This window comes from Mycobacteroides sp. LB1 (assembly GCF_013449725.1).
In the GTDB taxonomy this organism is placed as follows: Bacteria; Actinomycetota; Actinomycetes; order Mycobacteriales; family Mycobacteriaceae; genus Mycobacterium.
The window spans coordinates 2069989-2095854 of sequence record NZ_JACCFF010000001.1 but is presented as its reverse complement, the minus strand read 5'-3'; the positions used below and the strand labels follow the sequence as shown (position 1 = coordinate 2095854).

Here is a 25866-nt window from a genome sequence, read left to right as displayed (position 1 = left end):
AGAGTCACCGTGTTATGCCAGGGCGAGGAACAGTTTCTCGAGTTCAGCCTCGGTCATGGGTGCGGTGTCTCCGTTGCGATCGGCGGTAATGCATTCCCGCAGGCCGGTGGCGACGATTTTGAATCCGGCGCGGTCGAGCGCTCGTGATACGGCAGCCAGCTGAGTCACGACGTCTTTGCAGTCGCGCCCGTTTTCGATCATGTTGATCACGCCGCCCAGCTGGCCCTGGGCCCGGCGCAGTCTGCTGAGGATGGCAGTGATGCTGTCTTGATCGTCGATCATGTATCTACCTTTCGAGGGCGCCTAGCTACTAGCACTATACCCTCCTGGGTATATGGCATGCCGTCTGCTGTGCCCGGCCGCCGTCCCGGGCGCTTGCGGACTTTCAGCGGCCACCAGAACCATGGGCCGAGCAGCCCGGCAATGGACGGGGTCATCAGTGAGCGCACGATGAGTGTGTCGAACAGTAGGCCCAAGCCGATGGTGCTTCCGGCTTGGCCGATCGAGCTCAAATCGCTTGCAGCCATGGACATCATGGTGAATGCGAATACCAGTCCTGCGGACGTGACGACTCCGCCGGTTTCTCCCATTGAGCGGATGATGCCGGTCTTGAGTCCCGCACCGATCTCTTCCTGGAATCGCGATACGAGCAGCAGGTTGTAGTCCGAGCCCACGGCTAGCAGGATGATCAGTCCGAAGACGGGTGCGATCCAGTTGAGTTCGAGACCGAAAATGTGTTGCCACACCAGCACCGAGAGACCGAATGCGGCGCCGAGAGACAGCAGCACGGTGCCGACGATCACCAGCGAGGCGACCAGTGCCCGGGTGATGATCATCATCACGGCGAAAATCAGTGTCAGGGCCGCGATTCCGACGATCAGAAGGTCGTAGCGAGAACCGGATTGGATGTCGCGGTAGATCGCGGCGGTACCGGTGAGGTAGAACTTGGCGTCGGTCAGGGTCGTTCCCTTGACGGCTTGATGGGCGGCCTCCAATTCCGGCGTGACCGAGGAGATTCCGGCTGGGGTGGCCGGGTCCTTGTCGTGGGTGATGATGAAGCGCGCGGCTTTGCCGTCGGGGGATAGGAATAGCTTCAGGCCGCGCTGAAAGTCGGCATTCTGGAATGCTTCTGGCGGTAGATAGAAGTAGTCGCCGCTTCGGGAGGCGTCGAAGGCTTGCCCCATCGCGCCGGCGGTGTCGGTCATCTGAGCCATCTGCGTCACCAGGTTCGAGAAGCTGCTGTGCATCGTGAGCAGGGACCCACGCATGGACTTGGCCACGGCGATGATCGGTGGGAACTGCGCGCTCATTTGAGGAATGACCGCGTCGACGTTTCCGACGTCCGCGGTCAGTGCGCGCATCTGATCGCTGAACTTATCGACGCCGTCGAGAGCATCGAACACCGACCTTGTGGCCGAACATGCTGGGATATCGAAACAGTGCTGTTCCCAGTAGGAATAGTTGCGCAGCGGCCGCATCACGTCGTCGAAGTCGGCCAGATGGTCCCGAATTTCGTCCAGCGTTGCCTTCGCCTCTGTCATATCGCCGGTCATGCGGTGGGTCGCGTTGCCTATCTGGCCAAGCAGGGCCTGCATGCGCTCCATGGAGCCGATCGTGGCGCCGAGATCTTCGCTCATGGTGAGAATGTCAGCTGTGCGGTCCTTCATGAATTGAAGGTTTTGTTGGATGGGAATCGACTGGGCGCTGATCTGAAACGGTATCGACGTATGCTCGATCGGACCGCCCAAGGGGCGGGTGATGCTTTGCACCATCGCGATTCCCGGCGAACGGAACACGTCCTTGGCGATCTTGTCGAGGATGATCATGTCCCCGGTGTTGCGCATGTCGTGGTCGCTCTCGATCATCAGTATATCGGGATTCATTGTGGCGGCGCTGAAATGGCGCTCCGCGGCCGCATACCCAACGTTGGACGGTAAGTCGTCGGGTATGTAGAAGCGATCGTTGTAGCTGACCTTCATGGTTGGCATGATGGCGATACCGATGAGCGCGATTGCCAACGAGGCCGCGAACACTGCGCCGGGCCAGCGCACCGTGGCGGTGCCGATACGCCGCCACCGGCGGACCTTCACAGTCCGTCTGGGGTCGAGCAGCCTGAACCGGCTTGCGAGCGCGACGACGGCGGGCGCAGCGGTTAATGCGCCGGCGACAACGACGAGCAGCCCCAGTGCGGACGGGACGCCCAGTGCCTTGAAGTAGGACAGCCGCGCAAGATGCAAACACAACGTGGCCCCGGCGATTGTCAGACCTGAGCCCAGGATGATGTGGAAGGTGCCCCGGAACATCGTGTAGTACGCCGCTTCCCGATCTTGGCCGGCTTGGCGCGCCTCCTGGTAGCGACCGATGAGAAAGATGGCGTAGTCGGTGCCGGCTGCGATCGCTAACGACGACAACATGGCCACCACGAATGTCGAGAATCCCAGTAGGTCGTAGTTCCCGAGAATCGCGACAACACCTCTGGCGGTGCCCATCTCAAAGCCGACCATGACCAAAACCAGCAACATAGTGCTGACGGAACGGTAGGTGATGAGGAGCATGATCATGATGACGGCGCCGGTCACGCCCATCATGATGAGCATGCTCTTATCAGCGGCATCGTTCATATCCGTGGTTAGCGCTGCAGGGCCGGTGACGTAGACCTCGAGGCCCGGCGGCGGGGAGGAGTTGTCCACGATTTCGCGGACCGCTGCCACTGACTTGTTGCCTAGCGTGCTGCCCTGGTCACCGGCCAGATTGAGCTGCACGTAAGCGGCTTTACCGTCGCGGCTCTGGACACCGGAAGCCGTCAGTGGGTCACCCCATACGTTTTGGACGTGCTGCACGTGGCTGGTGTCTGCCCGCAGCGCGCGCACCAAGTTGTCGTAGTAGCGGTGGGCCTGTTCGCCGAGCGGGTTGTCGCTTTCCAGCACGATCATCGCGATGCTGTCGGAGTCGGATTCGTGATACTTCTGGCCGATGTGTTTAGCCGCGATCATCGCCGGCGCATCGTGCGGCGACATAGTGACCGCATGCTCTCTTGCTACTGACTCGATCGGTGGCACAAGCAGATTCACTGCCACGGTCAGTATCAGCCAGCCCAGCACAATGGGGACTGCGAATCTGCGGATAAGTCGCATGAAGGCCGGACGTTCTTGAGCGGAAGGGTTCATGCGGCTTTCACCAGACAGGAGGTCTGGGCGCGGTGCCCCTCCGTGGACTGCTCATCTTTGATTTGTCCGTTCACGGTGATCCGACACCCTATGGCGGCGCTATTGCCTTGCGCCACAACGCTGGCGATCACTGCCGGTACGGTAGTTTCGATCGTGTACGTCCAGGGCAAGCTAGTGAAATCAGCCAGTTGCGGCTGAGCGTTTTTGTCCAGGTAGCTCACCGCACCCGTGGTGCCGCTGGGACCGTAGATCTCGTATCGCACCTGCTTGATCGTGGATGACGCGAGTGGTTCTGCGCTGCTGCCAGTGGTCGAAAATATCGGTTCGGAGCCGAATGTGCCGCGCAGGTGATTCACGGCGATCACGCCGAGACCAACCGCGCACGCAACAACTATCGGGACCCATGCCCGCTTCAGCGCGGTAACTATCGACGTGCGCATACGGCCACCTTCCTGCTGTAGATCAAAACGTTTGTGGACAACGACATCCGCCCTCTTGACCTGCGCCGTGTGACCGCGGGCTGCCCGGGTGAGCCAATCGCGGGGCCGAGCCCCATTCAATAAATACCATACCCCCTACGGTATATTTCAGCGTCCCTCCTTCCTGAATCCGACTCCTTATATACCGTAGGGGGTATGGTATAAAGGGAATCGCAATGGACCTGGGGCCGACACCGTTGTGATCGCGGTTCTTGATGCCGGCCCCGTTCGAAAGTGATTGGAGATGCCCCATGTCCACAGATAACGTTGCTGCGCAAGGCGATACGTTCGACGTAAGGATATGGCTCGACCCGGTGTGCCCATTCTCTTGGAATACCGCGCGGTGGCTGGATACGGTCGCGGGTCAGTCCGGCCTGTCGGTCGATTGGCAGCTGATGAATCTGGCTATGTTGAATGAGGGCAGGGAGCTGCCGCCCGCACAGCAGGCACGCATGGATGACTCGCGGCAGGTGGGTCGGCTGATGGCCGGCGTCCATCGCGAGCTGGGCCAGCGGGGCCTGCACACCGCGTATTTCACCTTCGGCGAGCTGTATTTCGATGAGTTGGTGCCCGTCGGCACCAATCTGGTCGACCGGGTGCTGGCAGCAGTCGCGCCCCTGCGGACATCACGCGAATCGTTATCGGACACCTCCCTCGACTCCCCGGTCCGTTCCTCTCACGAGGCCGGGCAGCGGGCGTTGGGAGATGTTGGCGGCAGCCCGCTGTTGCAGGTGAAGGGCCGCACGTTCTTCGGCCCCGTCTTGACGGCGTTGCCGGAGCACAGCAACGCGCGAGCGCTCTTTGACGCGATTACCGTGCTTGCGTGGGTGCCGGAGTTCACGCAGCTGCAGCGTCCGCGCCCGGCGCACTAGGGGCCGGTCATGTGCCATGCAATGAAGTGCCCCGTCTGTTCAAAGACCACGTGGTCTGGCTGTGGCCACCACGTCCAATCCGTGAAAAACAAAGTCCCCGAGGACCAATGGTGTGGCGGACACGGCACACCACCATCTGCTCCTGTCTACAGGGGCCTGTTCAGGAAGAGGTCGCGCAGAATATGAAGAAGATTGTCATCCTGGGTGCCGGAATCGGCGGCCTGAGCGTGATCAACGAAATACGCCAGTCCGGCGTACCGCTCGATGATCTCGACATCACGGTTGTGGACGAGGACTTCTCACACTTCCTGGGATTCACCCTGCCCTGGGTCATGCGGGGTTGGCGCGACGCGGCGAGTGTGCCGATTCGGCCCAGCGCTGAGGCATTGGCGGGGATAAACACCGTCACGGGCTCTGTCACCGGCATCGATCCCAACGCGAGGACCGTAACGCTGTTGGACTCGTCGACGCTGCACTTTGACGCCCTGGTAATCGCCACGGGCGCCCGCAATGCCCTGGACCAGGTTCCCGGGTTGAGCGAAGTAGCTGCCCGGGGTGACGCGGTGCACTACTACAGCGTTGCCGCTGCTGATACTGCCCGTCTCGCACTGGAGAACTTCTCGGGAAACAAGCTTGTATTCCTGGTGACATCACAGCCCTACCGCTGTCCGGTGGCTCCCTATGAGGGAGCCCTGCTTGCCTCGGACTTCTTGAACGACAAGGACATACGATCGGGTGTCGAGATCAGCGTCTACACCCCCGAGAAACACCCCATGCCCTCGGCGGGGCCCCATGCGGGTCCGCAGCTGGTGCAGTTACTGAGGGACAATGACATCGCCTTCTACGGTGAACGCACCGCCGAACGCGTTGATCCGGACGGGAAGGCTGTCGTGTTCAGTGACGGGACCTCAGTGAGCTTCGATCTGCTGGTGTTCGTGCCGCCGCACGTGCCGTCGGTCACCATCGACGGGCCGGGGTGGATCGTCGTCGATGCCGCGACCATGCAAACCCCATACGAGGGGATATGGGCAATCGGTGACACCGCATCGGTGACATCGCCCTCCGGAAGGCCCCTGCCGAAGGCCGCGATCTTCGCCAAGAACGGCGCAAAGGCCGCTGCCGAAAACGTACTGCACTATCTCGGTAGGTCGGACCGGGCTGCAGCGCTCTCTGGAATTGGGTACTGCTACATCGATACGGGCCGGCACCGCGCGGCTCAGGGCAAGGGCGACTTCTTCGCCTTGCCGCACCCGGCAATCACGCTCACCGAACCTTCCACTGGCCAGCATCACGATAAGCGGGTTGAGGAAGCCGAATGGCGTGGCATGTGGGAGTCGCGTTCCAGTGCTTGATATCTCGTGCGAGTCCAACCCGGATTTATGCTCGCGTAAGGTGGGAAGGCGTGACCGCGCCCAGTAAGAACGCCACACCGGAGACCACTGAGGAATTCTCTGAGCGCCTCACATCGGCCATAGATAACGCCGGGTTGGTGTTGTTGATGAGTATCGGCCACCAGACCGGCTTGCTGGATGCCATGGCCGCGTCGCCGTGCTCGACGAGCAGCCAGATTGCAGATGCCGCCGGTCTCGACGAACGATACGTTCGCGAATGGCTGGCCGGGATGACCGTCGCGCGGGTCGCGGACTATGACCCGATTACCTCGACGTACACGCTGCCGAGCCATCGCGCCGCAGCGCTGACCCGTGAGGCCGGCTTGGGCAATCTGGCTCGCTTGGCCCAGTACGTGCCGCTACTGAGCGAGGTCGAACAGAAGATCCTCGGCTGCTTCCGCACGGGAGGCGGCCTGCAGTACAGCGACTATCCGCGATTTCACGAGGTGATGGCCGAACGCAGCCGCGAGGTTTTCGATAGCGCCCTGATCCAGACTGTGCTGCCCTTGGTTGACGGGCTGCCCGGACGCCTGAGGAACGGGATGGATGTCGCCGATTTCGGTTGCGGCAGTGGATATGCCCTCAATCTGATGGCGCAGGCATTTCCCGCCAGCCGGTTCACGGGTATCGATTTTTCGGACGAGGCGATCGCTACCGGGGCTGCCGAGGCCGCCCGACGTGGACTGGCGAATGCGACGTTCACGAGTGCCGACGCGGCCACCTTGGATGCGTCCGCATCCTATGACCTCATCACGGCCTTCGACACGATCCATGACCAGGCTCGCCCGGCCGACGTGCTCGCGAACGTTCACCGCGCACTGCGCCCGGGCGGGACCCTGCTGATGGCCGATATCAAGGCTTCCAGCCGACTGGAAGACAACGTCGGCGTCGCCATGAGCACCTACCGCTACACCGTGTCCCTAACCCATTGCATGCCGGTGTCGCTCGCTCTGGAAGGTGCGGGGCTGGGGACCATGTGGGGTAGGCAGCTGGCCGAGTCGATGCTGGCCGATGCAGGATTCGCCGACGTAACGGTCCGTGAGATCGAGTCGGACTCGTCCAACTATTACTACATCGCCAGAAAATGATCGCGACAGCGGCTGCGGGTTCGGTAGCGTTCCGTCGGCGCAGAATTCGCAAAGACTCCCGCCGAGTCCTGGCCGGTGTCGTTCTCGTGCTTGTTGGTGTCCTAATCTCGTTGTCTCTCGTCCATTGCCCCAAAGGCATTGCGGCACTGACTAAGACGGCATCTCCGCAGAGCAGTCAGGTGCGCAGCGGTCCGCTGGCCGCACCCGGTACAGACACCGTCGGCGAGGGTAAGGCGAGTGCCGGGCAGGCGGGTGGCACGTGCGCGAACGCAGATGTCGTTGTATCTGACGGTGCTGGACACGGTGCCCGGCCGCTGATGGCAGCGCCGACGGCCGCTATCGCGTTCGCCGACCCGCCCGGCCTAGGCGTTATCGACGGCACACGGCGCCCACCCGGAAATGTGAATCCTCTCGGAGCGCCGGACGGCAGCTCACTGCTGTACCGCCTCAACGTGATCCGGCGCTGAGCCCAGGCACTGGCGCTGCCCCGTCGCTTCCCGGGGCAGCGCATGCGCCTGTCATCAGCTGGAACCAATCCGCAGATTTGAGGTCGATTCCCATGACTAACGACATTTCCGTGAACACCAAAGACAGCAGCGGCAGCTGGCGCGATGGCGCCGGGCTGGTCGTGCTTCCCATCCGGCTTGTGGTCGGCTGGACCTATTTCTCCGCGTTCTGGAGAAGAGTCGCACTCGAGAACAAGTTGGACCCAGATGTCCCAGGCTATGTAGGGGAGAAGTTCAATCATTTCCTTCCGCAGGCCCTCGGCATCAAGCCCGCCATCGCCTTCCTGGTCGAGCACCCAGACCTTCTGAAGTGGGCGATGCTCATTTTCACTGTGGTGGAAGGCATCACGGGGTTGTGCGTGATGGTGGGGTTTTTCACCCGGACGATGAGCGTCAGTGTCTTTCTGCTCGCACTGGGAATCCTGCTGGGCTCGGGCTGGCTGGGCACCACCTGTCTAGATGAATGGCAGATCGGCATTCTCGGCATCGCCTCGGGGTTGGTGCTGTTTCTGGCCGGTGGCGGGGTGTACTCGGCCGACCACTACGCGGCGGTGCGCAATTTCCCGTTCACACGGCGGCGATGGTTCACCTGGCTGGCATCCGGCCCTCTCGATATTCACCGCCGTGTGGTGCTCGGCGGTGCCATCGCGATTTTCGCGATCGCGCTGTTCACCAACCAGTACTTCCACGGAGGGCTGTACGGACCGTTGCACAACAAATCGGTGGCACCGGTCATCGAGATATCGAATGCGTACTTATCCGATCAGAGCCTGCGGTTCACGGTGTATCGGACCGAGGGTGTCGATGTCTACGGATCATTCCTCGTGGGCGTCACGGTCACCGAAAGTGAGACCGGCCGGGCGATTGTCGATCTACAGGCGGATCAGCTGAGCAGGCTGTCCGCGCACTCCATCACCAATCGTCACATCGCGGCGGTGAAAACCGGCGCGCACGGCGTGATCGTGCCGCTCGGAGCCAAGGCGGAGTTGCACATCGAGGGCCAGCACACACGGATCGATCCGCGTCACCACTACACCCTGGCGCTCATCGATGTCAGCGGAGCCGTGTGGGAGCACGCAGTGCGGATCGGCAGCTGACTACCAGACCCGTATCCAGTCGACGAGCATCTCCGCGGGGTAGGTGCCGCCGCGCGGGTCGCCACCGCCGGATCCGGCCACCGCCAGATTCAGCACGGGAAAGACTCGATGGCCGGGATTGTTGAACGGCCAGTCCGCCAGGGAGTTGGCCGCGACCTCGAAGTATGGGGCGGCGCCGTCCGTGTAGTCCCGCCAGAAGCGAATCCCCTTGTCATCCCACTGGGTGCGCCAGGTGTGCCAGGCGTTGTCCAGGGACAGGTTGTGGGTCTTCCATTCCGAGCCGTTTGCCTTGGCGTGCACGGTGGTTGCGGCCGGCCAGCTGCCATTGCCATACCACTCGACGATGTCGATCTCACCGTCTTGGTCGCTGCCGAGCCAGAACGCGGGCCACGCGCCTGGGGTCAGGCAGTTGAACTTAATGCGCGCTTCCCAGGTGTAGCCGATACCGAGTTCTGTCGTGCTGTAGATCTTGCCGCCGTAGTAGGTGTTGCCTTCTTTTGCGGCCTTGATGACCAGATTCGAGTTGCCATCGAGGAAGACACTTTTGCGATCGTCACGGTATTGGCCGACATTTTCGGGAAGCTCCCAAAAAGTCGGGTCCTTCATGGACTCGCGAGCCTTCGAGATTGCCCACTTGGATCCGTCGGGCGCCGACCCGGCTGGGCCGTCGAACTCGTCGACGAAGACGTACTTGCCGGTGGGGGGTGCCGCGGGAGGCCGGTTGGGCGGGTTCTGTGGCAATTGTGGGCTGGCGGGCTGCGCCCACGCCTCCGGCATAGAAACCGCTGCCGCCAACATGCCAAGTCCTGAGAACGCCATCATGCGGCGCCGATCCATGTTCACCATCGACGCCGACGATAACAGGATTCGCCCGAAGCGGTCCGGGTGCGCAGAGGCCGCCGCTAAGGGTGGGTGCGCAGCGAGTCGCGGTCAGGCGCCAACATTGCCGAGGTCAGGCCTCGGGTGGCTAGATCACCCGGGATGGGGTTGCCTGTCGCCAAGGCCGCCCCCACCCGGGCAAGAGTCGGCGCCATCTGGATGCCGAACCCGCCTTGGGCGGCGCACCAGAAGAAGCCCTCGACGTCCGGGTCTTCGCCCACGACGGGCGTGCGATCGGCGGTGAAGGAACGCAGCCCCGCCCAGGCCGAGTTCACTGTCCGGATATCCAGAGTGGTCGCCGTGTTGATCATCTCGATGGCCCGCGCGATCTCCAGCTCATCGGGTCGGGGGTCTCCTGGTTGTTGGAGTGTTTCGTCGGCCGGTGAGCAGAGAAATTGGGCACCGTCGGGTTTGAAGTAGAAGGTGTCCGAGGCGTCCAAGGTCATGGGAAGTGAGCCGCCGGATGCCTCCTGAGGAGCGGGCACCATGAAGGCGGTGCGTCGCAGGGGCTGAATCCCGACCGGTCGCGCGCCCAGGGCTTGTGCGAGATCGTCGCACCACGCGCCCGCCGCATTGACGACGGTTGACGCTTGGAAGGTGCGACCCGCCGAGTCGTGCAGTGCCCATCTGTTGTGGCTGCGGGTACCGCTCACGATTCCGGCCGACTTCACGATTGTGCCGCCGCGCCTTCGTAAACCGCGTACATAACCTTGGTGCAGCCCATGGACGTCGAGCTCCATCGGAGTGTGATCAAGCACTGCCACTCGTGTGTGCCCAGGGCGCAGGAGGGGATTGATCTGCTCGGCGGCAGCGCCATCGAGCAGCTCGGTGTGACTCTGCTGGTGACTGTCCCGCTGGTACAGCGTCCGCAGCGCTTCCTCGTGTGCCTCATCGGCGATGATCAACAGCGATAAGGGCTTCGTGAGTGGACCGTCGAAACCCTCTCGCGGAGCAGTGAAAAAGTCGCGGCCGGCCGCCGTCAACATCCGGATGACGGGATTTCCGTAGTTCTCGATAAAGGTGGCCGCCGAGCGGCCCGTGGTGTGGAAGGCGAGGGTCGATTCCCGTTCCAGTAGTGCAACGGTGTGGTGCTCGGCCAGCTCGTAGGCGATCGATGCACCCGATATTCCGCCCCCGACGACGATGACGTCGACAGAGAGTTCGGCATCGATGGATTGGCTCACATGTTCGAGGGTAGGTCTTTGATATCGCCGTATTGTCGGACTGAGTCGCAGAAACACGCATAGGGGGAGGCCGGATGACGATCACGCTGCCCGACAACTGGGCCGACACCTTGGGTGATTTGGCCGACTTCTACCGCGATCTGCATCAGCATCCGGAGCTGTCATTTCAAGAACATCGAACCGCGCAAAAGGTCCAGGAGGCCGTCGCGCCGCTCGGGCTAGAGGTGACACCGCGTATCGGTGGTACCGGAGTGGTTGCCGTGCTGCGCAATGGATCTGGCCCGGTTGTCTGGTTGCGGGCCGACTTCGACGCGCTTCCGGTGCAGGAGCAGACGGGCCTCCCTTACGCGAGTACGGCCCGCGCCACGAACCCCGATGGCAGGGACGTTCCCGTGATGCATGCGTGTGGGCACGATATGCACACCACCGTGTTGGTGGGCACTCTTCGGTTGCTGCACGAGCTCAAGGAGGCCTGGTCGGGGACGGTGGTCGCGGTCTTCCAGCCCGCCGAGGAAGTCGGCGGCGGCGCAAACGCGATGATCGCCGACGGCATCCTCGATCGGTTCCCCAAGCCCGAGATCGTCCTTGGCCAGCACGTCGGTCCGCTACCGGCGGGGATGATCGCGTACAAGACGGGTACGGCACTCGCCGCCTCGGACTCGCTCAAGATGCAGCTGTTCGGGCGGGGTGGCCATGGCTCGCAACCGGAATCGACAATCGATCCGGTGGTGATGGCGTCGAACGTGGTGCAGCGGTTGCAGACCATTGTTTCGCGCGAACTGTCCCCGTTCGAGCCCGCTGTGGTCACCGTCGGCTACCTGCACGCCGGGGCGAAGGACAACATCATCCCCGACGACGCGGAGCTCGGTATCAACGTCCGCACCTTCAACGAGGACGTCCGGAGCAAGGCGTTGGCGTCCATCGCGCGGATCGCTCAGGCCGAATCGACCGCCTCGGGTGCCGACAAGGAACCGACGGTTACCTCGATGCACACCTTCCCGGTCACCGTCGTGGACGATGCGGTGATGCGCGCGATCGCCGCCGTGTTCCGTGAGCATTTTGGTGCCGACCGGGTGGTGGAGTCGCCCAACCCGCTTGCCGGGAGCGAGGATGTCGGAATTTTCGGAACCACCGCCGGGGTGCCCACCGCATTCTGGTTCTGGGGTGGGTACGAGCAGCAGCGCTTCGAAGCCGCTGCGGCGGCCGGAAAGCCGGTGCCGTCCAATCATTCTCCGGAGTTCGCGCCGGTGCTGGAGCCCACGCTGAGTACGGGGATCGAGGCACTCACCGTGGCGGCGTTGTCACGGCTTAAGCCGTAGCACCTCGTATCACCGCGGAATTTTGTTGAGCCAGTTGGATTCTCCATCGACAGGTTGACCGCCGATGACAACCATGGGGACGCCGGATTTGGGGAAGGCCCGCAGCAGCGGCAGGTTGTTCGCCGCGATGACGCGGGCGTCAAAGGGGATCGGCAGACCGACTCTGATCAGATCCTGCGCGCCCTGAGGTGCGTTCACACGGCCGGCCAGCTCTGCCAGCTGGTCGTTACTCAGATCCGAGTCGCCTTCCTCCTCCGGCTGCTGATCCTTCGCATAGATCTGCTGGATGAAGCGCCAGGTGGTGTCACTCGACCGCGTCTGATCGGCAACCACAAAGCTGGCATAGATCGCACGGCTGTCGTAAGTGCCACTGGCCGAATACTTATCGAGAAAGTCGACAAATCGGAGATTGATATGCAGCTTGCCGGACTCGATACGGCGCCCGATCTCCTCTCCTTGGTCTTGAACCATCTTCCCGCTATAGGGGCAGAGCGGATCTAAATAGAGGTCAATCTGCCCGGGAGCCGCGGGGTCGCCGAGGGCGAGGACATCCCCGGCCGGCGCCGCGTCGGCCGCATGGGCCAACCCGACGTTGGGACCCCAGACCAGGACGGCGGCGAGTAGACCGATGATCGTTGCGAATCGCTTCACTGCATGCACCGCTCCATCATGGCGTAAGCGGCTACACCTTCCGGTTCTCGGACTTGATCAGCCAGGCCAGCTTCTCCAGACCGTCGATGAGCTGATGCAGGATGTCGGCAGTGGTGGGGTCCTCGTCATCGACTCCGTCATGCACCGCGCGCAGGGTGTTCACCGCGGCGTAGGTGCGGGTGGTGATCAGGTCGACGATGTCACCGGTGCTGTGCTCGTAGGGCGGGAATTCCGGCAGGGTGGTGCTGGCGGCCACGGTGTCTGAACGGCCGTCGGGCAGTCCGTCGAGCGCGCGCATCCGCTCGGCGATGGTGTCGCTGGACTCACGGGCGAAGTCGACGAGCTCGTCGAGCTGCAGGTGCAGATCGCGGAAGTTGCTTCCCACGACATTCCAGTGGGCCTGTTTGCCTTGCAGATGAAGTTCGATCAGGTCGACCAGGACCTGCTGAAGGCTCGCGCTCAGCGCCGGTGAGGCCTGGAAATGTGTGATATCGGTTTCGGGTGTGCGGGCTGAAGTACTCATGCTTACTACAATCCCACCTAATTTGGATCTATTCCAGATTGGGTGCAGAAGCTCACACGTCGATTCGCGAGCCCATGACGACCGTGCGATCCCGGGGGAGACCGAAGTACTCGGCCGCGTCAGCGGTGATATGCGATGTCGCAAGGAACAGCTGCTTGCGCCACCGAGCCATCGTCGGCGCCGTGCCTTTCTGCAGCTCCAGTTTTGAGAGGAAGTAGGTGGCTTCGTCGATCGGGATCGGTTGTCCCTCGGTCTGCTCGGGGTCGAGTAGCTGCAGTGCGTGGGGGACGTTGGGTGTTTCCATGTACCCGAATCGTGCCGTGACGTGGATGATCCCGTCTTCGGCGTAGCCGAGATTGTCGATGGTCGTCCGCTCGGCGTCCTCCACGCGGGGAACCGGGGATGTCTCGATCGAGAGAATGACCACGTGCTCATGCAGTACGTGGTTGTGCTCGACGTTGGCCCGCATCGCCAGCGGCGTGGTGTCCTTGCTCCGGTTGAGGAACACCGCGGTTCCGGGTACGCGCACCACGCGCGCCGTGTCCTCGTTGAGCTGGTCGACGAACTCCCGCAGCGGACCCTCGGCCTGCTCACGGGCGGGGGTCACGATGGTGCGGCCGCGCTCCCAGGTTCTCATCACGGTGAATGCGATCAATGCGATCAAGAGCGGCAGCCACGCGCCATGAACCAGCTTGGTCATGTTCGCCGCCAGGAACAGCAGATCCACGGTCAACAGCGTGCCCGCGCCAAGGAGTAGCAGCCAGAGCGGGGTGTTCCAGCGAATGCGGGCGACGTAGAAGAACAGCAGGGTCGTGATGGTGATGGTGCCGGTCACCGCCATACCGAAGGCGTACGCCAATGCGGCCGAGGTTTGGAATGCGAAGACCAGCGTCAGCACGGAAACCATCAGCACCCAGTTGATCCACGGCACGTAGATCTGGCCGATCGTCGATTCCGAGGTGTGGGCTATCCGCAGCCGTGGCAGGTAGCCGAGTTGTACGGCCTGCGATGCCACCGAATAGGCGCCGGTGATCACCGATTGGGACGCGATCACCGTCGCCGCCGTGGCGAGCAGCACCATCGGCAAGCGGGCCCACTCGGGTGTCAACAGGAAGAACGGCGCGGTGATGGCGGATTGATCACCGAGGATCAGGGCGCCCTGGCCGAAGTAGCTCAGGGTCAGCGCGGGGAGCGCAAGGCCGAGCCAGCCGTAGGTAATGGCCTTGCGTCCGAAGTGACCCATATCGGCGTACAGCGCCTCGGCTCCGGTCACCGAGAGCACCACTGCCGCAAGTGCGAAAAAGGCGATGTGAAAGTGCCCGACCATGAAACCGACTGCATAGGTAGGCGAGAGCGCCTTGAGGATCTCCGGATGTTTGACGATGCCGGTTACCCCACAAGCACCGATCGCCGTGAACCACGCGATCATGACCGGCCCGAAGAACCGCCCTATCAAGGCGGTGCCGTGGCGTTGCACCAGGAACAGCCCGATGATGATCACCGCGGTGATGGGAACGATCCACGCTTCGAGATCTGGCTGAATGACCTTCACGCCCTCGACCGCCGACAGCACCGAGATGGCGGGGGTGATCATGCTGTCGCCGAAAAACAGGGCGGCGCCGAAGAGTCCGACACCTGCCAGCACCAGGGCGGCCCGACGGCCTTGTTTCCCACCCCATCGTGTCAACAGCGTGATGAGCGCCATGATGCCGCCCTCACCGTCATTATCGGCGCGCATCACCAGGGTGACGTACGTGAACGTCACGATAGCCATCACCGACCAAAAGATCAGCGACACAATGCCATACACGTTATCCGTGCTGACTGGTACGGGATGTGGGTCAGCCGGATTGAATACCGTCTGAATGGTGTAGATCGGGCTGGTCCCGATATCTCCGAACACCACCCCCAACGCTCCGACGACGACCGCCAGGCGCACGGTGTTGGCCAGTCCGGCGGGGCTGTGTGGTGACGCGGTCGCAGAGTCTTGTTGCACGGTGCGGTTCTCGTTTCTGCATCGCCCAACGCGGCATCCGGTGTGGCTGGTTGTGGCAGCCAGATATTAGCCCGAGCTTGGGCCGGCGGCCCGCTCATAAGCGGCGGTCAATTCGGCGAGTACACCGTTGACGGGTTGAGATTGCCTGTCCAGATGTGTGGTGCGTAGGTCGTCCATGAACCGCTCCCAGAGGGGCGGCCCTCCCGCGGCCAAGAGTTCGGCGCGTACCGACAGTTCCCGCGAGGCGGGCAACCACTGTGCACCCCAGGCGCCGAGGTGTGCCATCAACGGGACAAGCTGAATCGCGGCCTCGGTGAGGTGGTACTCCACCTTTTGGAGGTGGGTGGGGTCGTCGTCGCGGGTGAGCAGCCCGGCGCCGACCAGCTTGGCCAGCCGGCTGGCGAGCGTGTTCGACGCGATGCCTTCTTCCGAGGCGGAGAGCAGTTCGCGAAAATGGGTATTGCCACTAAACATAATGTCGCGCAGGACGATAAGGCTCCACCTGTCTCCCAGCAGCTCCATCGTCAGGTTGATGGGACAGCCCGACTTGCCCGGTGCCACGGGCAGCCGATCCGTGTCAACTGGTTGCGTCATGCAATCAGTCTAGGGTAGCTTTCAAAACCGATTGCAGATTGCAATCGGAAGGGATTTCGGAATGACTCAGCGCGTCCGCGTCCAGTGCTTCAGTGTCACCGCCGATGGCTTCGGTGCGGGAGAAGGTCAATCCGAGGAACGGCCCTTTGGGCACGCAGATCCGTCGCAGCTCATGTCATGGGCCGGAGCCACTGCCAGCTGGGTCAATCGCACCGATGCGGGCGGCACCCGCGGGCTCGATGACTACTTCACCCGGGACTGGGCGCGAAACATCGGGGCAGAGATCATGGGGCGCAACAAATTCGGTCCAGTGCGTGGTCCGTGGCAGAACCATGACTGGCAAGGCTGGTGGGGTAGTGAGCCCCCCTTCCGGACCCCGGTGTTCGTGCTTACCCACCACGAACGTCCTTCGTTCACCCTGGGCGACACTACCTTTCACTTCCTCAATGTCTCGCCGCACGAGGCGTTGGCACGTGCCTTCGAGGCCGCCGACGGGAAGGATGTGAGGATCGGCGGTGGTGTCGCCACGGTCCGCGCGTTTCTTGATGCGGGCCTCGTTGACACCATGCACGTGGCGGTCGCCCCGGTGGAGATCGGACGCGGTGAGCGGTTGTGGGACAGTCCCGACGAGCTCACCGACCGCTTCCACCTGGAGAAAATTCCCAGCACGAGCGGCGTTGTGCACCATCTGTTCTGGCGCCGCTGATATCACTACGGCGCGTTGGAACGCCAGCTAGGGTGTTGCCCGCTGGCGGTCGACTGAATGCCTACCCGCGGTGGCTCTGTCCTGGGCCGCGCGCTGTTTAGCCTTGTACATCTCTGCGTCGGCGGTGATCAGCAGATGGTGCACAACCGTCTCCAATGTGGGGGAATGTGCGGTGATGGTGGGAGGCATCGGTATCCAGGCCCCGCCCATGCTGGAGGTGACCGTCGGAAAATCGTCGTTCATGGCGAGGGCTTCGGAGACCATCCGCGGAATTCCGAGATGCACCGGCGGGTAAACGATTGCAACAAAGGCGAATTCGTCGCCCCCTAGGCGGGCAAGCAGGGTGTCCAGCCCGGCAACGGTGAACAACCGTTGTGCCGTTCGCCTGAGTACCTCGTCGCCGATGTGGTGGCCGTACGTGTCGTTGATCGCCTTGAACTCATCGAGATCGATGACCACCGCGACGACGATCTTGTTTTCGGTTGACCTCGGCCATGCTGCGCAGGCCTCCTGCAGGCCGCGCCGGTTGAGTACACCCGTGAGGGGGTCATGCCGGACCAGGTGATCGCGGGTTGCGATATACCTGGTCAATTGCCTTTTGCCTGTATACACCACCCAGCCGGCGGTGACGGCCGCCAGCGCGATCGTCACAACCGCGATGACAAGTTCGGGGTAGGACATGTCCCCGCGCGGTACCGCGCCGCCGACGGTAACCACGAACCCAGCCGTCAGCACCATTGACTGGAACTGCATGGCGCGGCGTCCGTGCACCAGGAAGACGTATCCGCTGACCGCCACGAGCCAGGCCATCTTGACGAAGGCGACTCCAGAGCTGGTCACCACAAGCAGCCCTATCGTGATCGCCGCATCGCAATACAGCACCCACGCGAGTGACTGGGGGTACGTCACCGGCCTCCGCATGGCAAACCGCACGCCCCACGCGAACGTGGGTAGCGATACGGCCAGACAGAGCATCGGGATGGTCGACATCCCCTCGAAAGCCAGCGTGATCGCGGCTGCTCCGATGGCGATGGAGCCGACCGCGGTCAACAGGGCGAGGGCTCGACGCACCCGGGCTTGTTCGAGGATGCGGATGTTTGTCTCGAAGATCTGGCTGCCCGAGGGCCGCGCGTAGCCGTACATCACCGGTGCGGTGTCCTTGTCATCGAACACTCCGATCAAGATTCTGGTGTCTGGGGTGACCACATCTGTCCTGGCGAACATAGCGCCTAGCGCCCCCACGCCGCAGCTTTGGGGGCCACGGGTCAGCCGAACCTCTACGCAGCACGCAGCCGGTGTGTGCTGGCGATAATCGCGTCGCACAGCGCCTGCTCGGGTTCTGATAGCACGCTGCGGCGGCGTAGCAGCACGAATTCCAGCTCGCCCAGGTCGGGTAGGCCGTTGTCGGCGACGGTGACAAGTCCTGCGGGCAGTAGTGATTCGGCGTGCGCCACCACACCCATACCTGCCAGTGCCGCCGCCCGCAGCCCCAGCTGGCTGTCACTGACGCAGGCGATTCGCCACGTGCGACCCTCGCGCTCCAGCGCTCGCAGCGCCGCATGCCGGGTCAGACTCGGCGGCGGGTAGGTGACGATCGGGACCGGGTCGCGCACGTCCAACGTGCCGGGCCGTCCCGCCCACACCAGCCTGTCGCGCCAGAGCAGTTCCCCGTGCTTCTCTCCGGGGAGACGCTTGGCCACCATCAGGTCCAATTCGCCTGCCGCCATGCGGTTTTTGAGGTACTCACTCAGCCCGACGATGAGTTCGAGGTCCACGCCCGGATGCGAATTCTGAAACTCGACGAGGACATCGGGCAGCTGGCGGGCAACCAGGTCATCGGAGGCGCCGAGCCGGATGAGCCCGGTGAGCTGAGAATGCGCGAAGTACCGATCGGCCTGCGCGTGGGCGTCCAGGATGGCGCGGGCGAAGCCGATCATCGCGGCGCCGTCGGCGGTCAACGCCAGATTGCGGGTATCGCGCCGGAACAGCTCCCGTCCGATGGATTGCTCCAGCCGCGCGATATGCCCGCTCACCGTGGACTGGCGCAGCCCGAGTATCCGTCCGGCCGCGGTGAACCCACCGGCGCGTTCGACCGTCAGGAACGTCCGAAGCTGCTCGGGGTCCAACATATCAATCACGATACTCGTTGAGAGATATCACTTCTATCGGCTTTCGTAATCAGTATCGGGCTCATTACGGTGGCGGGGTGAGGTGGCTGGCGAAACTGCGCATCGATGGATTCCTGCTGGGGTTGTTCGCGGCCATGGGCGTCGGCCTGCTGATCCCCGCGCGCGGCGGTGCCGCCGACGTTCTCGACTGGGCCACCAAGATCGCCATCGCGGTGCTGTTCTTCCTGTACGGAACACGACTCGAACCGCGCGAAGCGCTCGAGGGTCTACGCCATTGGCGGCTGCACACCACGGTGCTGGCCGCGACCTACGTGCTGTTCCCGTTACTCGGGCTGGCCATGAAGTTGTTGGTGCCCTCGGTGCTGACAAACGACCTCTACACCGGTGTGCTCTACCTGTGCCTGCTGCCGTCTACGGTGCAGTCCTCGATAGCGTTCACGTCCATTGCCCGAGGCAACGTGGCGGCCGCGGTGGTGAGCGCCTCGGTGTCTAACATGTTGGGCGTCTTCATAACTCCCTTGCTGATCGTGCTGCTGATGCAAACCACGGGGGAGGCTACCGTCTCACCCACCGCGATCCTGGAGATCGTGGTGCAGCTGCTGGTGCCCTTCGTCGCCGGTCAGCTCTTGCGGCCCAAGCTGTATCGGGTGCTCTCACACACGACGCTCACCAAGGTGGTCGATCGTGGTTCGGTCTATCTCGTGGTCTACGCGGCCTTTAGCGCCGGGATGGTCGAACACGTCTGGCAGGGCATGGAGATCTCCCGGCTGATGGCGGTGGTCGCGGTCAGCATCGTGCTGCTGGCGGTGGTACTGGGCGTCACGGCAGGAGTCGCGCGGCTGTTTCGTTTCGACAGGGCCGATCGCATCGTCGTGATCTTCTGCGGATCCAAGAAGAGTCTGGCAACTGGGCTGCCCATGGCCACGGTGCTGTTCGCCGGACATCCGGTGGGCCTGATCGTGCTGCCGCTGATGATCTTCCACCAGATTCAGCTGATCACTTGCGCCGCGCTTGCCGGGCGGTGGGGGCGAGCCGCCGAGGCAGCCGAAACCGCGGAGGTTCCGGCGGGCGCCCGGCCGTAAGCAGGCACCGCCTGGATGTCTGTGGCCTGCTTTAGAGTTCGTCGTGTGATGCTGCGACGGTGGAGACGTAAGGCGGTTCGTGCTCGGCGTCGCCTGTCGCGCGCGTTGATCGCACTCGCCGTCGTGGTGCTCGCCGGGCCGGTCCTCGTGATGGTCATCTGGCCGGCCGTCGTCGTGTATCGGAACACGGGTGACGCGCTGCTCGCCGCGTTGGCGCAGGTGGCCTATCTGGCGGCACCTTATGCCGTGTATGTGCTGCTGCGGGCCGCGGGATGGGGTCTGAGAGGTCTCGCGGACGCCGCCGCCCGTCGTCGGTATGATGCCCGATTGCATAGGTACACAACACTATCCGGACTAGCCGAGGTCGACGAGATGTCCGGCGTTGATTTCGAGACGTTCGTCGCGGCCCGCATGTATGGTGCCGGCTGGCATATCGAGACCACACCGGCAACCGGCGATTACGGTGTTGACCTGATAGCCACCAGTCGGCGTGATGTCGTTGCCGTGCAATGCAAGCGCTACTCCAAGACGGTGGGCGTCAAAGCCGTTCAAGAGGTGGTAGCGGGCGCAGTGCACTACGGCTGCCCGCGCACCATGGTGGTTAGCAATCAGGACTTCTCCCGCCAGGCGTATGCACTCGCGGCGAGCAGCAACTGCGAGCTCATCGGACGCGATCGGCTACCAGGGTGGCTGAACCAGCGCTGAGGCGCCTCTTTGAACGGCGCACGGCCCAGACGGCGACCAGCAGCGCCACCCCCAAAAGTGGGTAGCCCATGGCGATACGTGCGAAGGCCAACCATCCGACAGCGTCCTCGGTGTACAGCCATTCCTGCACAACAAATCTGGATAGGAAGACGGCCGCGATGGACAGGGTTGCCACCGCGTAGGCGAATCGCGACGGCCTGTCGTCGCGCCAGCGCTGCCCGCTGCCGGTGAGGCCGTGCCAGAGCACCCCGGCGAGCGGCCAACCCACCAGCACCGACGCCAGGAACACCACCGCGGCAAGGAGGTTAGTCCAAATGCCCATGAGGAAGAAGCCCTTGGCTGACCCGATCTGATAGGCGATTACCGCCGAGATCGCCACCCCGAACAGCCCGGAGACGGCAGGCTGCAGCGGCTGGTTGCGTAACCATCGCCACGCGGCGATCGCCAGCGCGGTGGCCACGGATATCCAGATCGCACCGGACAGGCCAAAGGTGCTGTTGCCCAAAGCAAACGCGACGCTGGGAAGCCCGGCATAGACCAGTCCGGACAGACCTCCGGCCTGTTCGAGCACTGTGGGCCTGCGTCCGGAGGTCTCGGTCACGTCACCCGCCGTCCACCCAGATGCCGGCCCAGGAACCGCTCCGTCGCCCGGAACAGATCGATCTGGTTCTCGGGATTGAGGAAGCCGTGGCCCTCGTCCTCCTTGACCATGTACTCGACGTCCACCCCGCGGGCGCGCAACGCTGCGACGATATTGTCGGACTCGGCCTGCACCACACGTACATCGTTGGCGCCCTGCACAACCAGCAGAGGTGTGCGTATCTGGTCCACCCGGGTGATGGGTGAGCGGGCCAACATATCGGCTTCCTGCTCGGGGTCGGCGGGATCGCCGACGTACAGGTACCAGTTGTTGGTCAGGTTCGGTCGCACGAATGGCGGGAGGGTCCGCATGAAGTTAGCGAGATTGGAGATCCCCACATAGTCGATGGCGGCTGCGAAGACGTCCGGAGTGAAGGTGACTCCGACGAGCGCGGAGTATCCGCCGTACGAGCCGCCGAAGATCGCGACTCGGCTCGGATCCGCGTAGCCCTGTTTGACGGCCCAGTCGACGGCATCGATGAGGTCGTCGTGCATCTTGCCGGCGAACTCGCCGATGGCGGCCTTCGTGAATGCCGTGCCGTACCCGGTGGATCCACGGAAGTTAACCTGCAACACGGCATATCCGCGGTTGGCCAGGAACTGCACCGACGGATCGAATCCCCAGCTGTCGCGGTGCCATGGACCGCCGTGGACCAGCAGCACCAGCGGCAGCCCGGCGGGTTCCACACCGACCGGCAGCGTCAGATATGAATGCAGACTCAAGCCGTCACGCGACGGGATGGTCACCGGAGTCATCGGTGCCAACGAGGCGGGGTTCAAGTGTGGATACGGTCGGAACAATTGTCGGCTCTCACCGGTGGTGTGGTCGTAGAAGTACGTGACGCCGGGATCCCGATCATGCGCGAAGCTGACCACCCAGCGTTGGCCGTTTTCGTCGGACGAGATCTCGCCCAGATCACCGTCCGACAACCCTGTCAGCTTGTCCAATACGGCGGCAAAGGACGGATCAAGCGCCCGGATCACCTGGCGTTCGCCGAGGTACCGGACTCCCAGCAGCTCACCGGTCTTCCGATGACGAATCAGGGCCGGCGCCAGGCCGAGCGCCGCCGAGAGGTCGAAGGCGGGGTGGCTATCGACTTCGGTCTCGTCGCCGGTGGCCAGATCGAGCCGAACCAGACGTGTGTGGTCGGAGTCGCGACTGGAACCCAGCCATAGCCCGGTGCCATCCGGTGTCATCTGGGTCGGGTGCATGCCCACCGGATAGTCCGCGCCGTTGTAGACGGCTAGGGATTCCAGCGCCCCGGACTTGAATCGAGAGAACTCGATGTTCCCCTCAGATGTCAGCGATTGCGTGAACACCCCGTGATCCGGGCTGCAGAACCAGGCCATCACGCCACCGGGATTCTCGGCCAGCATGGTGAGCTCACCGGACGCGATATCGAGCTCGTAGAGGTCGATTTGGTCGATCTTGCGGTGATTCAGCTGGATGAATGCTTTGCCGGGACGACCGTGGGGCTGCTCCAGTCCCAGCAGTCGCACCCCCGGAAACGGCGTCAGATCAACGGCCGGCCCGTCGGGGTCATCCAGGTCCACTCGGTACAGATGCCAGTTCTCGTCGCCGCCCGAGTCCTGCACGTACAGCAGCCAGCGCGGATCATCGGCCCAGAAAAAGCCGGTGACGCTTCGGGTTTCGTCGCGGGTGACGCAGTGTGCGTCGTCTGTGCTGTCACTGCCGACGGCTTGCACCCATACGTTGAGACGGTTCTTCCGCGGTGCCAGGTATGCGATCTTGGTTCCGTCCGGAGAGATCGATGCGGATGCGCGGCTGGGTGGATCGAAGAATTCTTCGACCTTGATGAGCTCGGAGAGTGCCATGCATCCAGGAAAGACTGTGCCGCTACGGCATACTCAAGGGATTCCGGAGTGAGGTGGGTCACGGTCAGCCAGGGCCGGGGTTGACCGTGCCGTAGCGGCATGGTGTCGAGTGGGGTTATGTCAGCGGATGTAGGAGGAGTGACGGTGGGCTGGAGCACTCGAGAGCTCGCCGAGCTCGCCGGCACGAGCCTGCGCACGGTGCGTCATTATCACGATATTGGCCTGCTCGACGAGCCCGAACGCCGTTCTAACGGTTACAAGAGCTACGGCGTTGCGCACCTGGTGCGGGTCCTGCAAATCAAACGCCTTGCCGGACTCGGTCTTTCCCTGCAACAGATCGCCGACATGGACGTGGCCAACGAGGATCCGCACGTAGCGCTGCGCGCTCTCGACACCGAGCTGGCGGCCACCATCGAGCGTCTCCGGCGGGTTCGCGCGGAAATTGGACAGATTCTTTCCAGTGCCGCGGTGGCGGATCTTCCGCCCGAGTTCGCCTCTGCCGCAGTCAATATGGAGCTGTCCGAGACAGACCGCTCAATGGCCTATGTCATGTCGCGGCTCCTCGGGCCGGAGGGGCTGCGGGTGTACATCGGCATGTTCCTGGATCAGCAGGACCGTGACCTCGACCGTGAGCTTGAAGATCTCCCCGCCGATGCCGATGAGCCGACGCGCGCCGACCTCGCCGCACGACTAGCTGTGCAGGCCCGCAGGCTGTACACCGAACACCCCGGAATGCTGGCATCAACGGCAGACGCGCCGCGTGGCCAGCAGTTCGTCGAACGCACCATTGCCCAAGCGCTGCTTGATCTTTTCAATCCGGCGCAGCTCGACGTACTGGTTCGGGTGGGTGTGGCGGTGAAGTCCTCCTGAGCGGTTCAGCCCGGATGTCAGGAGCTGGGTTGGGGGATGTTGCAGTGCGCGACTGTCGGATTGACCCCGGCGTAATTGAGCGGCCCGGCGATAACGGTCAACGCAATGGTTCCCGCGCTGGCACAGGTTTGCGGGCTATCGGTGAAATACCCGCGTTGAGCGACGGCGATTGCCCCGATTATCAGCCACACGGCCAGGAGCAGTCCGGCATAGCGCATGGTTTTCTCCTCAGTAGTAGTGGGAACGGCCGCCAATGGCGTGCCCCATGCGGCCCGCGACCATCAGGACCAGCCCGATGACCAGGAGTACGACCCCAATGGTCCACAAAAGCCCGATATTGAGTAGGAATCCGGCGGCCAGCAGTATGACGCCGAGGATGATCATGGCGCTCACCTAGTTTCAGTGCAGACGTGTACGCGGGTGGGTTGCTTACGCTGTCAACATTACGCCGCGCGGCGCACTTCAGGGAGTGGTTCGCGATACACGGGGAACCGCAGGGGCGTATTCCCGCGCTAGGGAGCCTAGCGGCGGTTCGCATGACGGCCTGGCCCGCTAAACGACGTAACTGCTGAATGGGCGGTGGTGCGTCCGCGAAGGAGGGTGCGATCGAGGGGGTTGTTGAGTGATTCGGTGTTGCCGCGCCAGCCGGCTGTCTCGACGTTTCGTTTGAGGCCGAAAGCATTGCCGACGTTGACCGATGACTGGACAGTCGGATCAGCCGAGCTGGGGAGCTCGGCTGATGGCAGGGGCCGAAAGTGGCAAGGTGATGGCAACAGACTTCGATCTGCACTCGCTGGTTCGGGTCACGGAAACACCTGATCCGGCCCAAGCAGTCCCGGAGTGGACGTCGCTTCAGAAACTGGGTTTCCGAATGCTTCTCACCATTGGTGGCGGGATGCTGCTGATCACTGGTGCTGTCATTCTGGTGGCCACGGTGTACGCCATTGTGGGGAGCGCCAATGTGGGCTCTTACCCACTTGAACCGGTGATCTGGCTGCTTGCGCAGATCGGCAGCTATCTGACTCGAGGTCGCGGTGTCGAGATCGCCGTGTCGGCCGGCTCAGACATGTTGTGGACATGGTGCTTTCATCTCGGTTGGATTGTGGTGGCGCTGCTGATCACCGCGTTATGGACCGGCATGGATCGGCGGCGCCGCAACTATCGGAGTCTGGCCGCGTCGCTGATTGTGTTCGCGCGCTTCGGGTTGGCGTTGGCGATGATTCTGTACGGGGTGTGCAAGGTGATTCCCGTCCAGATGGGGTACATGGCGCTGCCGGATCACCAGCTGCAGTTGGTGGGCGATACCAGCCTGTTCCATACGCTGTGGGGTTTCATGGGCGCCTCCGAGCCGTACTCGGTCGTTACCGGGCTGGTTGAAGCGGTGTCGGGAGTGCTGCTGTTGTGGAATCGTACGTGGCTGCTCGGGGCGCTCGGGTCGGTGATTGCCATGGCACAAGTGTTTCTGCTGAACATGTCCTACGACGTGCCGGTCAAGCTGGTTTCCGGCGAATTATTGTTCGTGGCAATCGGTATCACGTCGCCGTATTGGTCCAACATGGCGCGCGTCGTGCTCAATCGGGGTGAGACTCGCCCGATTGTGCTCTGGTCGCCACTCGGGGCGAGTAGACCCTGGTTGCGGCGAACCGGCGTGGTCGCCAAGTTTGGCGTCGCTGCGATGGTGCTGGCGTTCGCCGTGGTGCAGGGCGCGATGGGATACACCGTCTATCACACCCCGACCTCAACTCTCGACGGGGTTTGGCGCGCAACGTCATTCACCGTCGACGGGCGCGAAGTAATGTTAAACGGGAGGAGCCCGCGGCCGTGGACCAATGTGGCGATCACCGACCGCAACAAGGTGCCCGAAGCCGGCGTGGTCCGGTTTGTTGGCCAGACGCCGGAGGGTTACACCACCAGGTGGCTGCTCAAGATCGACGGGGATCGCCTCGAGTTACGCAAGCGAGAGTCGGATTCGGCCCAGGTTGTGCTACGCGCGCACCAGCCGGACAAGGACCGGCTGGTGTTGGCGGGCGAGTTGGACGGCAGGCAGATCGAGGGCACATTCGAGCGCCGGTTCATGGAACGCAGCAGAGCGGGTTTCCGGCTCATCAGCCCGCCGATGCCGGTGGATTCGTTACGGTAGTCCTCGACGTCGT

26 protein-coding genes are annotated in these 25866 nt (G+C 63.0%); 11 read left to right on the top strand and 15 right to left on the bottom strand.

What is annotated here, in order from left to right; all coding sequences use genetic code 11:
• Positions 1–12 precede the first annotated feature (12 nt).
• From MLB1_RS10040 to MLB1_RS10030, 3 genes are read right to left on the bottom strand one after another with little or no spacing between them, the layout of a single operon-like run.
• On the bottom strand, positions 13–282 hold the full coding sequence (locus tag MLB1_RS10040) for a metal-sensitive transcriptional regulator (protein WP_078328654.1): 270 nt from the start codon (positions 280–282) through the stop codon (positions 13–15).
• Entirely contained in the window at positions 279–3167 is a 2889-nt protein-coding gene (locus MLB1_RS10035; protein WP_255485634.1) for an RND family transporter, read from the bottom strand. Before MLB1_RS10035 ends, MLB1_RS10040 begins: the two co-directional genes overlap by 4 nt.
• A complete protein-coding gene (locus tag MLB1_RS10030; RefSeq protein WP_180749478.1) occupies positions 3164–3607 on the bottom strand; it encodes an MmpS family transport accessory protein in 444 nt (147 codons plus the stop codon). The genes MLB1_RS10035 and MLB1_RS10030 overlap by 4 nt, the downstream gene beginning before the upstream one ends.
• Positions 3608–3897: 290 nt before the next feature.
• On the opposite strand from MLB1_RS10030, the gene MLB1_RS10025 reads away from it, so the two are divergent.
• The 5 genes from MLB1_RS10025 to MLB1_RS10005 all read left to right on the top strand — a co-directional run bounded on the left by MLB1_RS10025 (position 3898) and on the right by MLB1_RS10005 (position 8600).
• Positions 3898–4518 carry a hypothetical protein gene (locus tag MLB1_RS10025; protein ID WP_180749477.1) on the top strand — a complete coding sequence of 207 codons (621 nt, stop codon included), beginning with the start codon at positions 3898–3900 and terminating at the stop codon, positions 4516–4518.
• 182 nt (positions 4519–4700) lie between these two features.
• Complete coding sequence (locus tag MLB1_RS10020; protein ID WP_180749476.1) at positions 4701–5870, top strand: FAD/NAD(P)-binding oxidoreductase; 1170 nt, start codon at positions 4701–4703, stop codon at positions 5868–5870.
• A 50-nt stretch (positions 5871–5920) separates the two neighbouring features.
• A complete protein-coding gene (locus tag MLB1_RS10015; protein WP_180749475.1) occupies positions 5921–6997 on the top strand; it encodes a class I SAM-dependent methyltransferase in 1077 nt (358 codons plus the stop codon).
• Entirely contained in the window at positions 6994–7464 is a 471-nt protein-coding gene (locus MLB1_RS10010; RefSeq protein ID WP_180749474.1) for a hypothetical protein, read from the top strand. The genes MLB1_RS10015 and MLB1_RS10010 overlap by 4 nt, the downstream gene beginning before the upstream one ends.
• Before the next feature lie 92 nt (positions 7465–7556).
• Complete coding sequence (locus MLB1_RS10005; protein WP_180749473.1) at positions 7557–8600, top strand: TQO small subunit DoxD; 1044 nt, start codon at positions 7557–7559, stop codon at positions 8598–8600.
• Here the strand turns inward: MLB1_RS10005 and MLB1_RS10000 are convergent, their stop codons facing one another.
• Both MLB1_RS10000 and MLB1_RS09995 read right to left on the bottom strand, forming a co-directional pair.
• A complete protein-coding gene (locus MLB1_RS10000) occupies positions 8601–9446 on the bottom strand; it encodes a glycoside hydrolase family 16 protein (protein WP_180749472.1) in 846 nt (281 codons plus the stop codon).
• Between the two features lie 56 nt (positions 9447–9502).
• Positions 9503–10663 (bottom strand): FAD-binding oxidoreductase, encoded by a 1161-nt coding sequence (locus MLB1_RS09995; RefSeq protein WP_180749471.1) that lies wholly within the window; start codon positions 10661–10663, stop codon positions 9503–9505.
• A gap of 74 nt (positions 10664–10737) precedes the next feature.
• Here MLB1_RS09995 and MLB1_RS09990 point away from each other — a divergent pair, with 74 nt between their 5' ends.
• Positions 10738–11982, top strand: a complete 1245-nt coding sequence (locus MLB1_RS09990; protein ID WP_180749470.1) for a M20 family metallopeptidase — start codon at positions 10738–10740, stop codon at positions 11980–11982.
• A gap of 9 nt (positions 11983–11991) precedes the next feature.
• On the opposite strand, the gene MLB1_RS09985 is transcribed toward MLB1_RS09990, so the two are convergent.
• From MLB1_RS09985 to MLB1_RS09970, 4 genes are all read right to left on the bottom strand, one after another.
• A complete protein-coding gene (locus MLB1_RS09985; protein ID WP_180749469.1) occupies positions 11992–12642 on the bottom strand; it encodes a thioredoxin domain-containing protein in 651 nt (216 codons plus the stop codon).
• A gap of 22 nt (positions 12643–12664) precedes the next feature.
• A complete protein-coding gene (locus tag MLB1_RS09980) occupies positions 12665–13156 on the bottom strand; it encodes a DNA starvation/stationary phase protection protein (RefSeq protein ID WP_180749468.1) in 492 nt (163 codons plus the stop codon).
• A 52-nt stretch (positions 13157–13208) separates the two neighbouring features.
• Positions 13209–15152 carry a potassium transporter Kup gene (locus tag MLB1_RS09975; protein WP_180749467.1) on the bottom strand — a complete coding sequence of 648 codons (1944 nt, stop codon included), beginning with the start codon at positions 15150–15152 and terminating at the stop codon, positions 13209–13211.
• Between the two features lie 66 nt (positions 15153–15218).
• On the bottom strand, positions 15219–15746 hold the full coding sequence (locus MLB1_RS09970; protein ID WP_180749466.1) for a helix-turn-helix domain-containing protein: 528 nt from the start codon (positions 15744–15746) through the stop codon (positions 15219–15221).
• A gap of 61 nt (positions 15747–15807) precedes the next feature.
• Between MLB1_RS09970 and MLB1_RS09965 the strand changes: the two genes are divergently transcribed.
• Positions 15808–16452 carry a dihydrofolate reductase family protein gene (locus tag MLB1_RS09965; RefSeq protein ID WP_180749465.1) on the top strand — a complete coding sequence of 215 codons (645 nt, stop codon included), beginning with the start codon at positions 15808–15810 and terminating at the stop codon, positions 16450–16452.
• 27 nt (positions 16453–16479) lie between these two features.
• On the opposite strand, the gene MLB1_RS09960 is transcribed toward MLB1_RS09965, so the two are convergent.
• Positions 16480–17676: a GGDEF domain-containing protein gene (locus MLB1_RS09960; RefSeq protein WP_255485633.1), complete on the bottom strand. Its 1197-nt coding sequence runs from the start codon at positions 17674–17676 to the stop codon at positions 16480–16482.
• Positions 17677–17729: 53 nt separating this feature from the next.
• Positions 17730–18587, bottom strand: a complete 858-nt coding sequence (locus tag MLB1_RS09955) for a LysR substrate-binding domain-containing protein (protein ID WP_180749807.1) — start codon at positions 18585–18587, stop codon at positions 17730–17732.
• Positions 18588–18658: 71 nt separating this feature from the next.
• Here MLB1_RS09955 and MLB1_RS09950 point away from each other — a divergent pair, with 71 nt between their 5' ends.
• Together MLB1_RS09950 and MLB1_RS09945 are read left to right on the top strand one after the other, a co-directional pair.
• The gene (locus MLB1_RS09950; protein WP_180749464.1) at positions 18659–19663 is read left to right on the top strand and encodes a bile acid:sodium symporter family protein; all 1005 of its coding nucleotides are present in this window, start codon (positions 18659–18661) and stop codon (positions 19661–19663) included.
• A gap of 48 nt (positions 19664–19711) precedes the next feature.
• Positions 19712–20368: a restriction endonuclease gene (locus MLB1_RS09945; RefSeq protein WP_180749806.1), complete on the top strand. Its 657-nt coding sequence runs from the start codon at positions 19712–19714 to the stop codon at positions 20366–20368.
• Here the strand turns inward: MLB1_RS09945 and MLB1_RS09940 are convergent.
• Positions 20325–20969: a DUF3159 domain-containing protein gene (locus MLB1_RS09940; protein WP_180749463.1), complete on the bottom strand. Its 645-nt coding sequence runs from the start codon at positions 20967–20969 to the stop codon at positions 20325–20327. The two genes, MLB1_RS09945 and MLB1_RS09940, sit on opposite strands and share 44 nt — an antisense overlap.
• The gene (locus MLB1_RS09935; protein WP_180749462.1) at positions 20966–22843 is read right to left on the bottom strand and encodes a S9 family peptidase; all 1878 of its coding nucleotides are present in this window, start codon (positions 22841–22843) and stop codon (positions 20966–20968) included. Before MLB1_RS09935 ends, MLB1_RS09940 begins: the two co-directional genes overlap by 4 nt.
• 117 nt (positions 22844–22960) lie before the next feature.
• Here MLB1_RS09935 and MLB1_RS09930 point away from each other — a divergent pair, with 117 nt between their 5' ends.
• Complete coding sequence (locus MLB1_RS09930; RefSeq protein ID WP_180749461.1) at positions 22961–23713, top strand: MerR family transcriptional regulator; 753 nt, start codon at positions 22961–22963, stop codon at positions 23711–23713.
• 17 nt (positions 23714–23730) lie between these two features.
• Here the strand turns inward: MLB1_RS09930 and MLB1_RS09925 are convergent, their stop codons facing one another.
• Both MLB1_RS09925 and MLB1_RS09920 read right to left on the bottom strand, forming a co-directional pair.
• Positions 23731–23931 carry a hypothetical protein gene (locus MLB1_RS09925; protein WP_180749460.1) on the bottom strand — a complete coding sequence of 67 codons (201 nt, stop codon included), beginning with the start codon at positions 23929–23931 and terminating at the stop codon, positions 23731–23733.
• Positions 23932–23941: 10 nt separating this feature from the next.
• Entirely contained in the window at positions 23942–24097 is a 156-nt protein-coding gene (locus tag MLB1_RS09920; protein WP_219602940.1) for a DUF6131 family protein, read from the bottom strand.
• Positions 24098–24479: 382 nt separating this feature from the next.
• Between MLB1_RS09920 and MLB1_RS09915 the strand changes: the two genes are divergently transcribed.
• Complete coding sequence (locus MLB1_RS09915; protein ID WP_371750601.1) at positions 24480–25853, top strand: hypothetical protein; 1374 nt, start codon at positions 24480–24482, stop codon at positions 25851–25853.
• Positions 25854–25866 lie beyond the last annotated feature (13 nt).

Bases quoted from the DNA above. Each gene is read 5' to 3' on its own strand.
- MLB1_RS10040 (WP_078328654.1), bottom strand. From the start codon at position 282: ATGATCGACGATCAAGACAGCATCACTGCCATCCTCAGCAGACTGCGC.
- MLB1_RS10035 (WP_255485634.1), bottom strand. From the start codon at position 3,167: ATGAACCCTTCCGCTCAAGAACGTCCGGCCTTCATGCGACTTATCCGC.
- MLB1_RS10030 (WP_180749478.1), bottom strand. From the start codon at position 3,607: ATGCGCACGTCGATAGTTACCGCGCTGAAGCGGGCATGGGTCCCGATA.
- MLB1_RS10025 (WP_180749477.1), top strand. From the start codon at position 3,898: ATGTCCACAGATAACGTTGCTGCGCAAGGCGATACGTTCGACGTAAGG.
- MLB1_RS10020 (WP_180749476.1), top strand. From the start codon at position 4,701: ATGAAGAAGATTGTCATCCTGGGTGCCGGAATCGGCGGCCTGAGCGTG.
- MLB1_RS10010 (WP_180749474.1), top strand. From the start codon at position 6,994: ATGATCGCGACAGCGGCTGCGGGTTCGGTAGCGTTCCGTCGGCGCAGA.
- MLB1_RS10005 (WP_180749473.1), top strand. From the start codon at position 7,557: ATGACTAACGACATTTCCGTGAACACCAAAGACAGCAGCGGCAGCTGG.
- MLB1_RS10000 (WP_180749472.1), bottom strand. From the start codon at position 9,446: ATGGTGAACATGGATCGGCGCCGCATGATGGCGTTCTCAGGACTTGGC.
- MLB1_RS09990 (WP_180749470.1), top strand. From the start codon at position 10,738: ATGACGATCACGCTGCCCGACAACTGGGCCGACACCTTGGGTGATTTG.
- MLB1_RS09980 (WP_180749468.1), bottom strand. From the start codon at position 13,156: ATGAGTACTTCAGCCCGCACACCCGAAACCGATATCACACATTTCCAG.
- MLB1_RS09970 (WP_180749466.1), bottom strand. From the start codon at position 15,746: ATGACGCAACCAGTTGACACGGATCGGCTGCCCGTGGCACCGGGCAAG.
- MLB1_RS09965 (WP_180749465.1), top strand. From the start codon at position 15,808: ATGACTCAGCGCGTCCGCGTCCAGTGCTTCAGTGTCACCGCCGATGGC.
- MLB1_RS09960 (WP_255485633.1), bottom strand. From the start codon at position 17,676: ATGTTCGCCAGGACAGATGTGGTCACCCCAGACACCAGAATCTTGATC.
- MLB1_RS09945 (WP_180749806.1), top strand. From the start codon at position 19,712: ATGCTGCGACGGTGGAGACGTAAGGCGGTTCGTGCTCGGCGTCGCCTG.
- MLB1_RS09935 (WP_180749462.1), bottom strand. From the start codon at position 22,843: ATGGCACTCTCCGAGCTCATCAAGGTCGAAGAATTCTTCGATCCACCC.
- MLB1_RS09930 (WP_180749461.1), top strand. From the start codon at position 22,961: ATGTCAGCGGATGTAGGAGGAGTGACGGTGGGCTGGAGCACTCGAGAG.
- MLB1_RS09925 (WP_180749460.1), bottom strand. From the start codon at position 23,931: ATGCGCTATGCCGGACTGCTCCTGGCCGTGTGGCTGATAATCGGGGCA.
- MLB1_RS09920 (WP_219602940.1), bottom strand. From the start codon at position 24,097: ATGATCATCCTCGGCGTCATACTGCTGGCCGCCGGATTCCTACTCAAT.
- MLB1_RS09915 (WP_371750601.1), top strand. From the start codon at position 24,480: ATGGCAACAGACTTCGATCTGCACTCGCTGGTTCGGGTCACGGAAACA.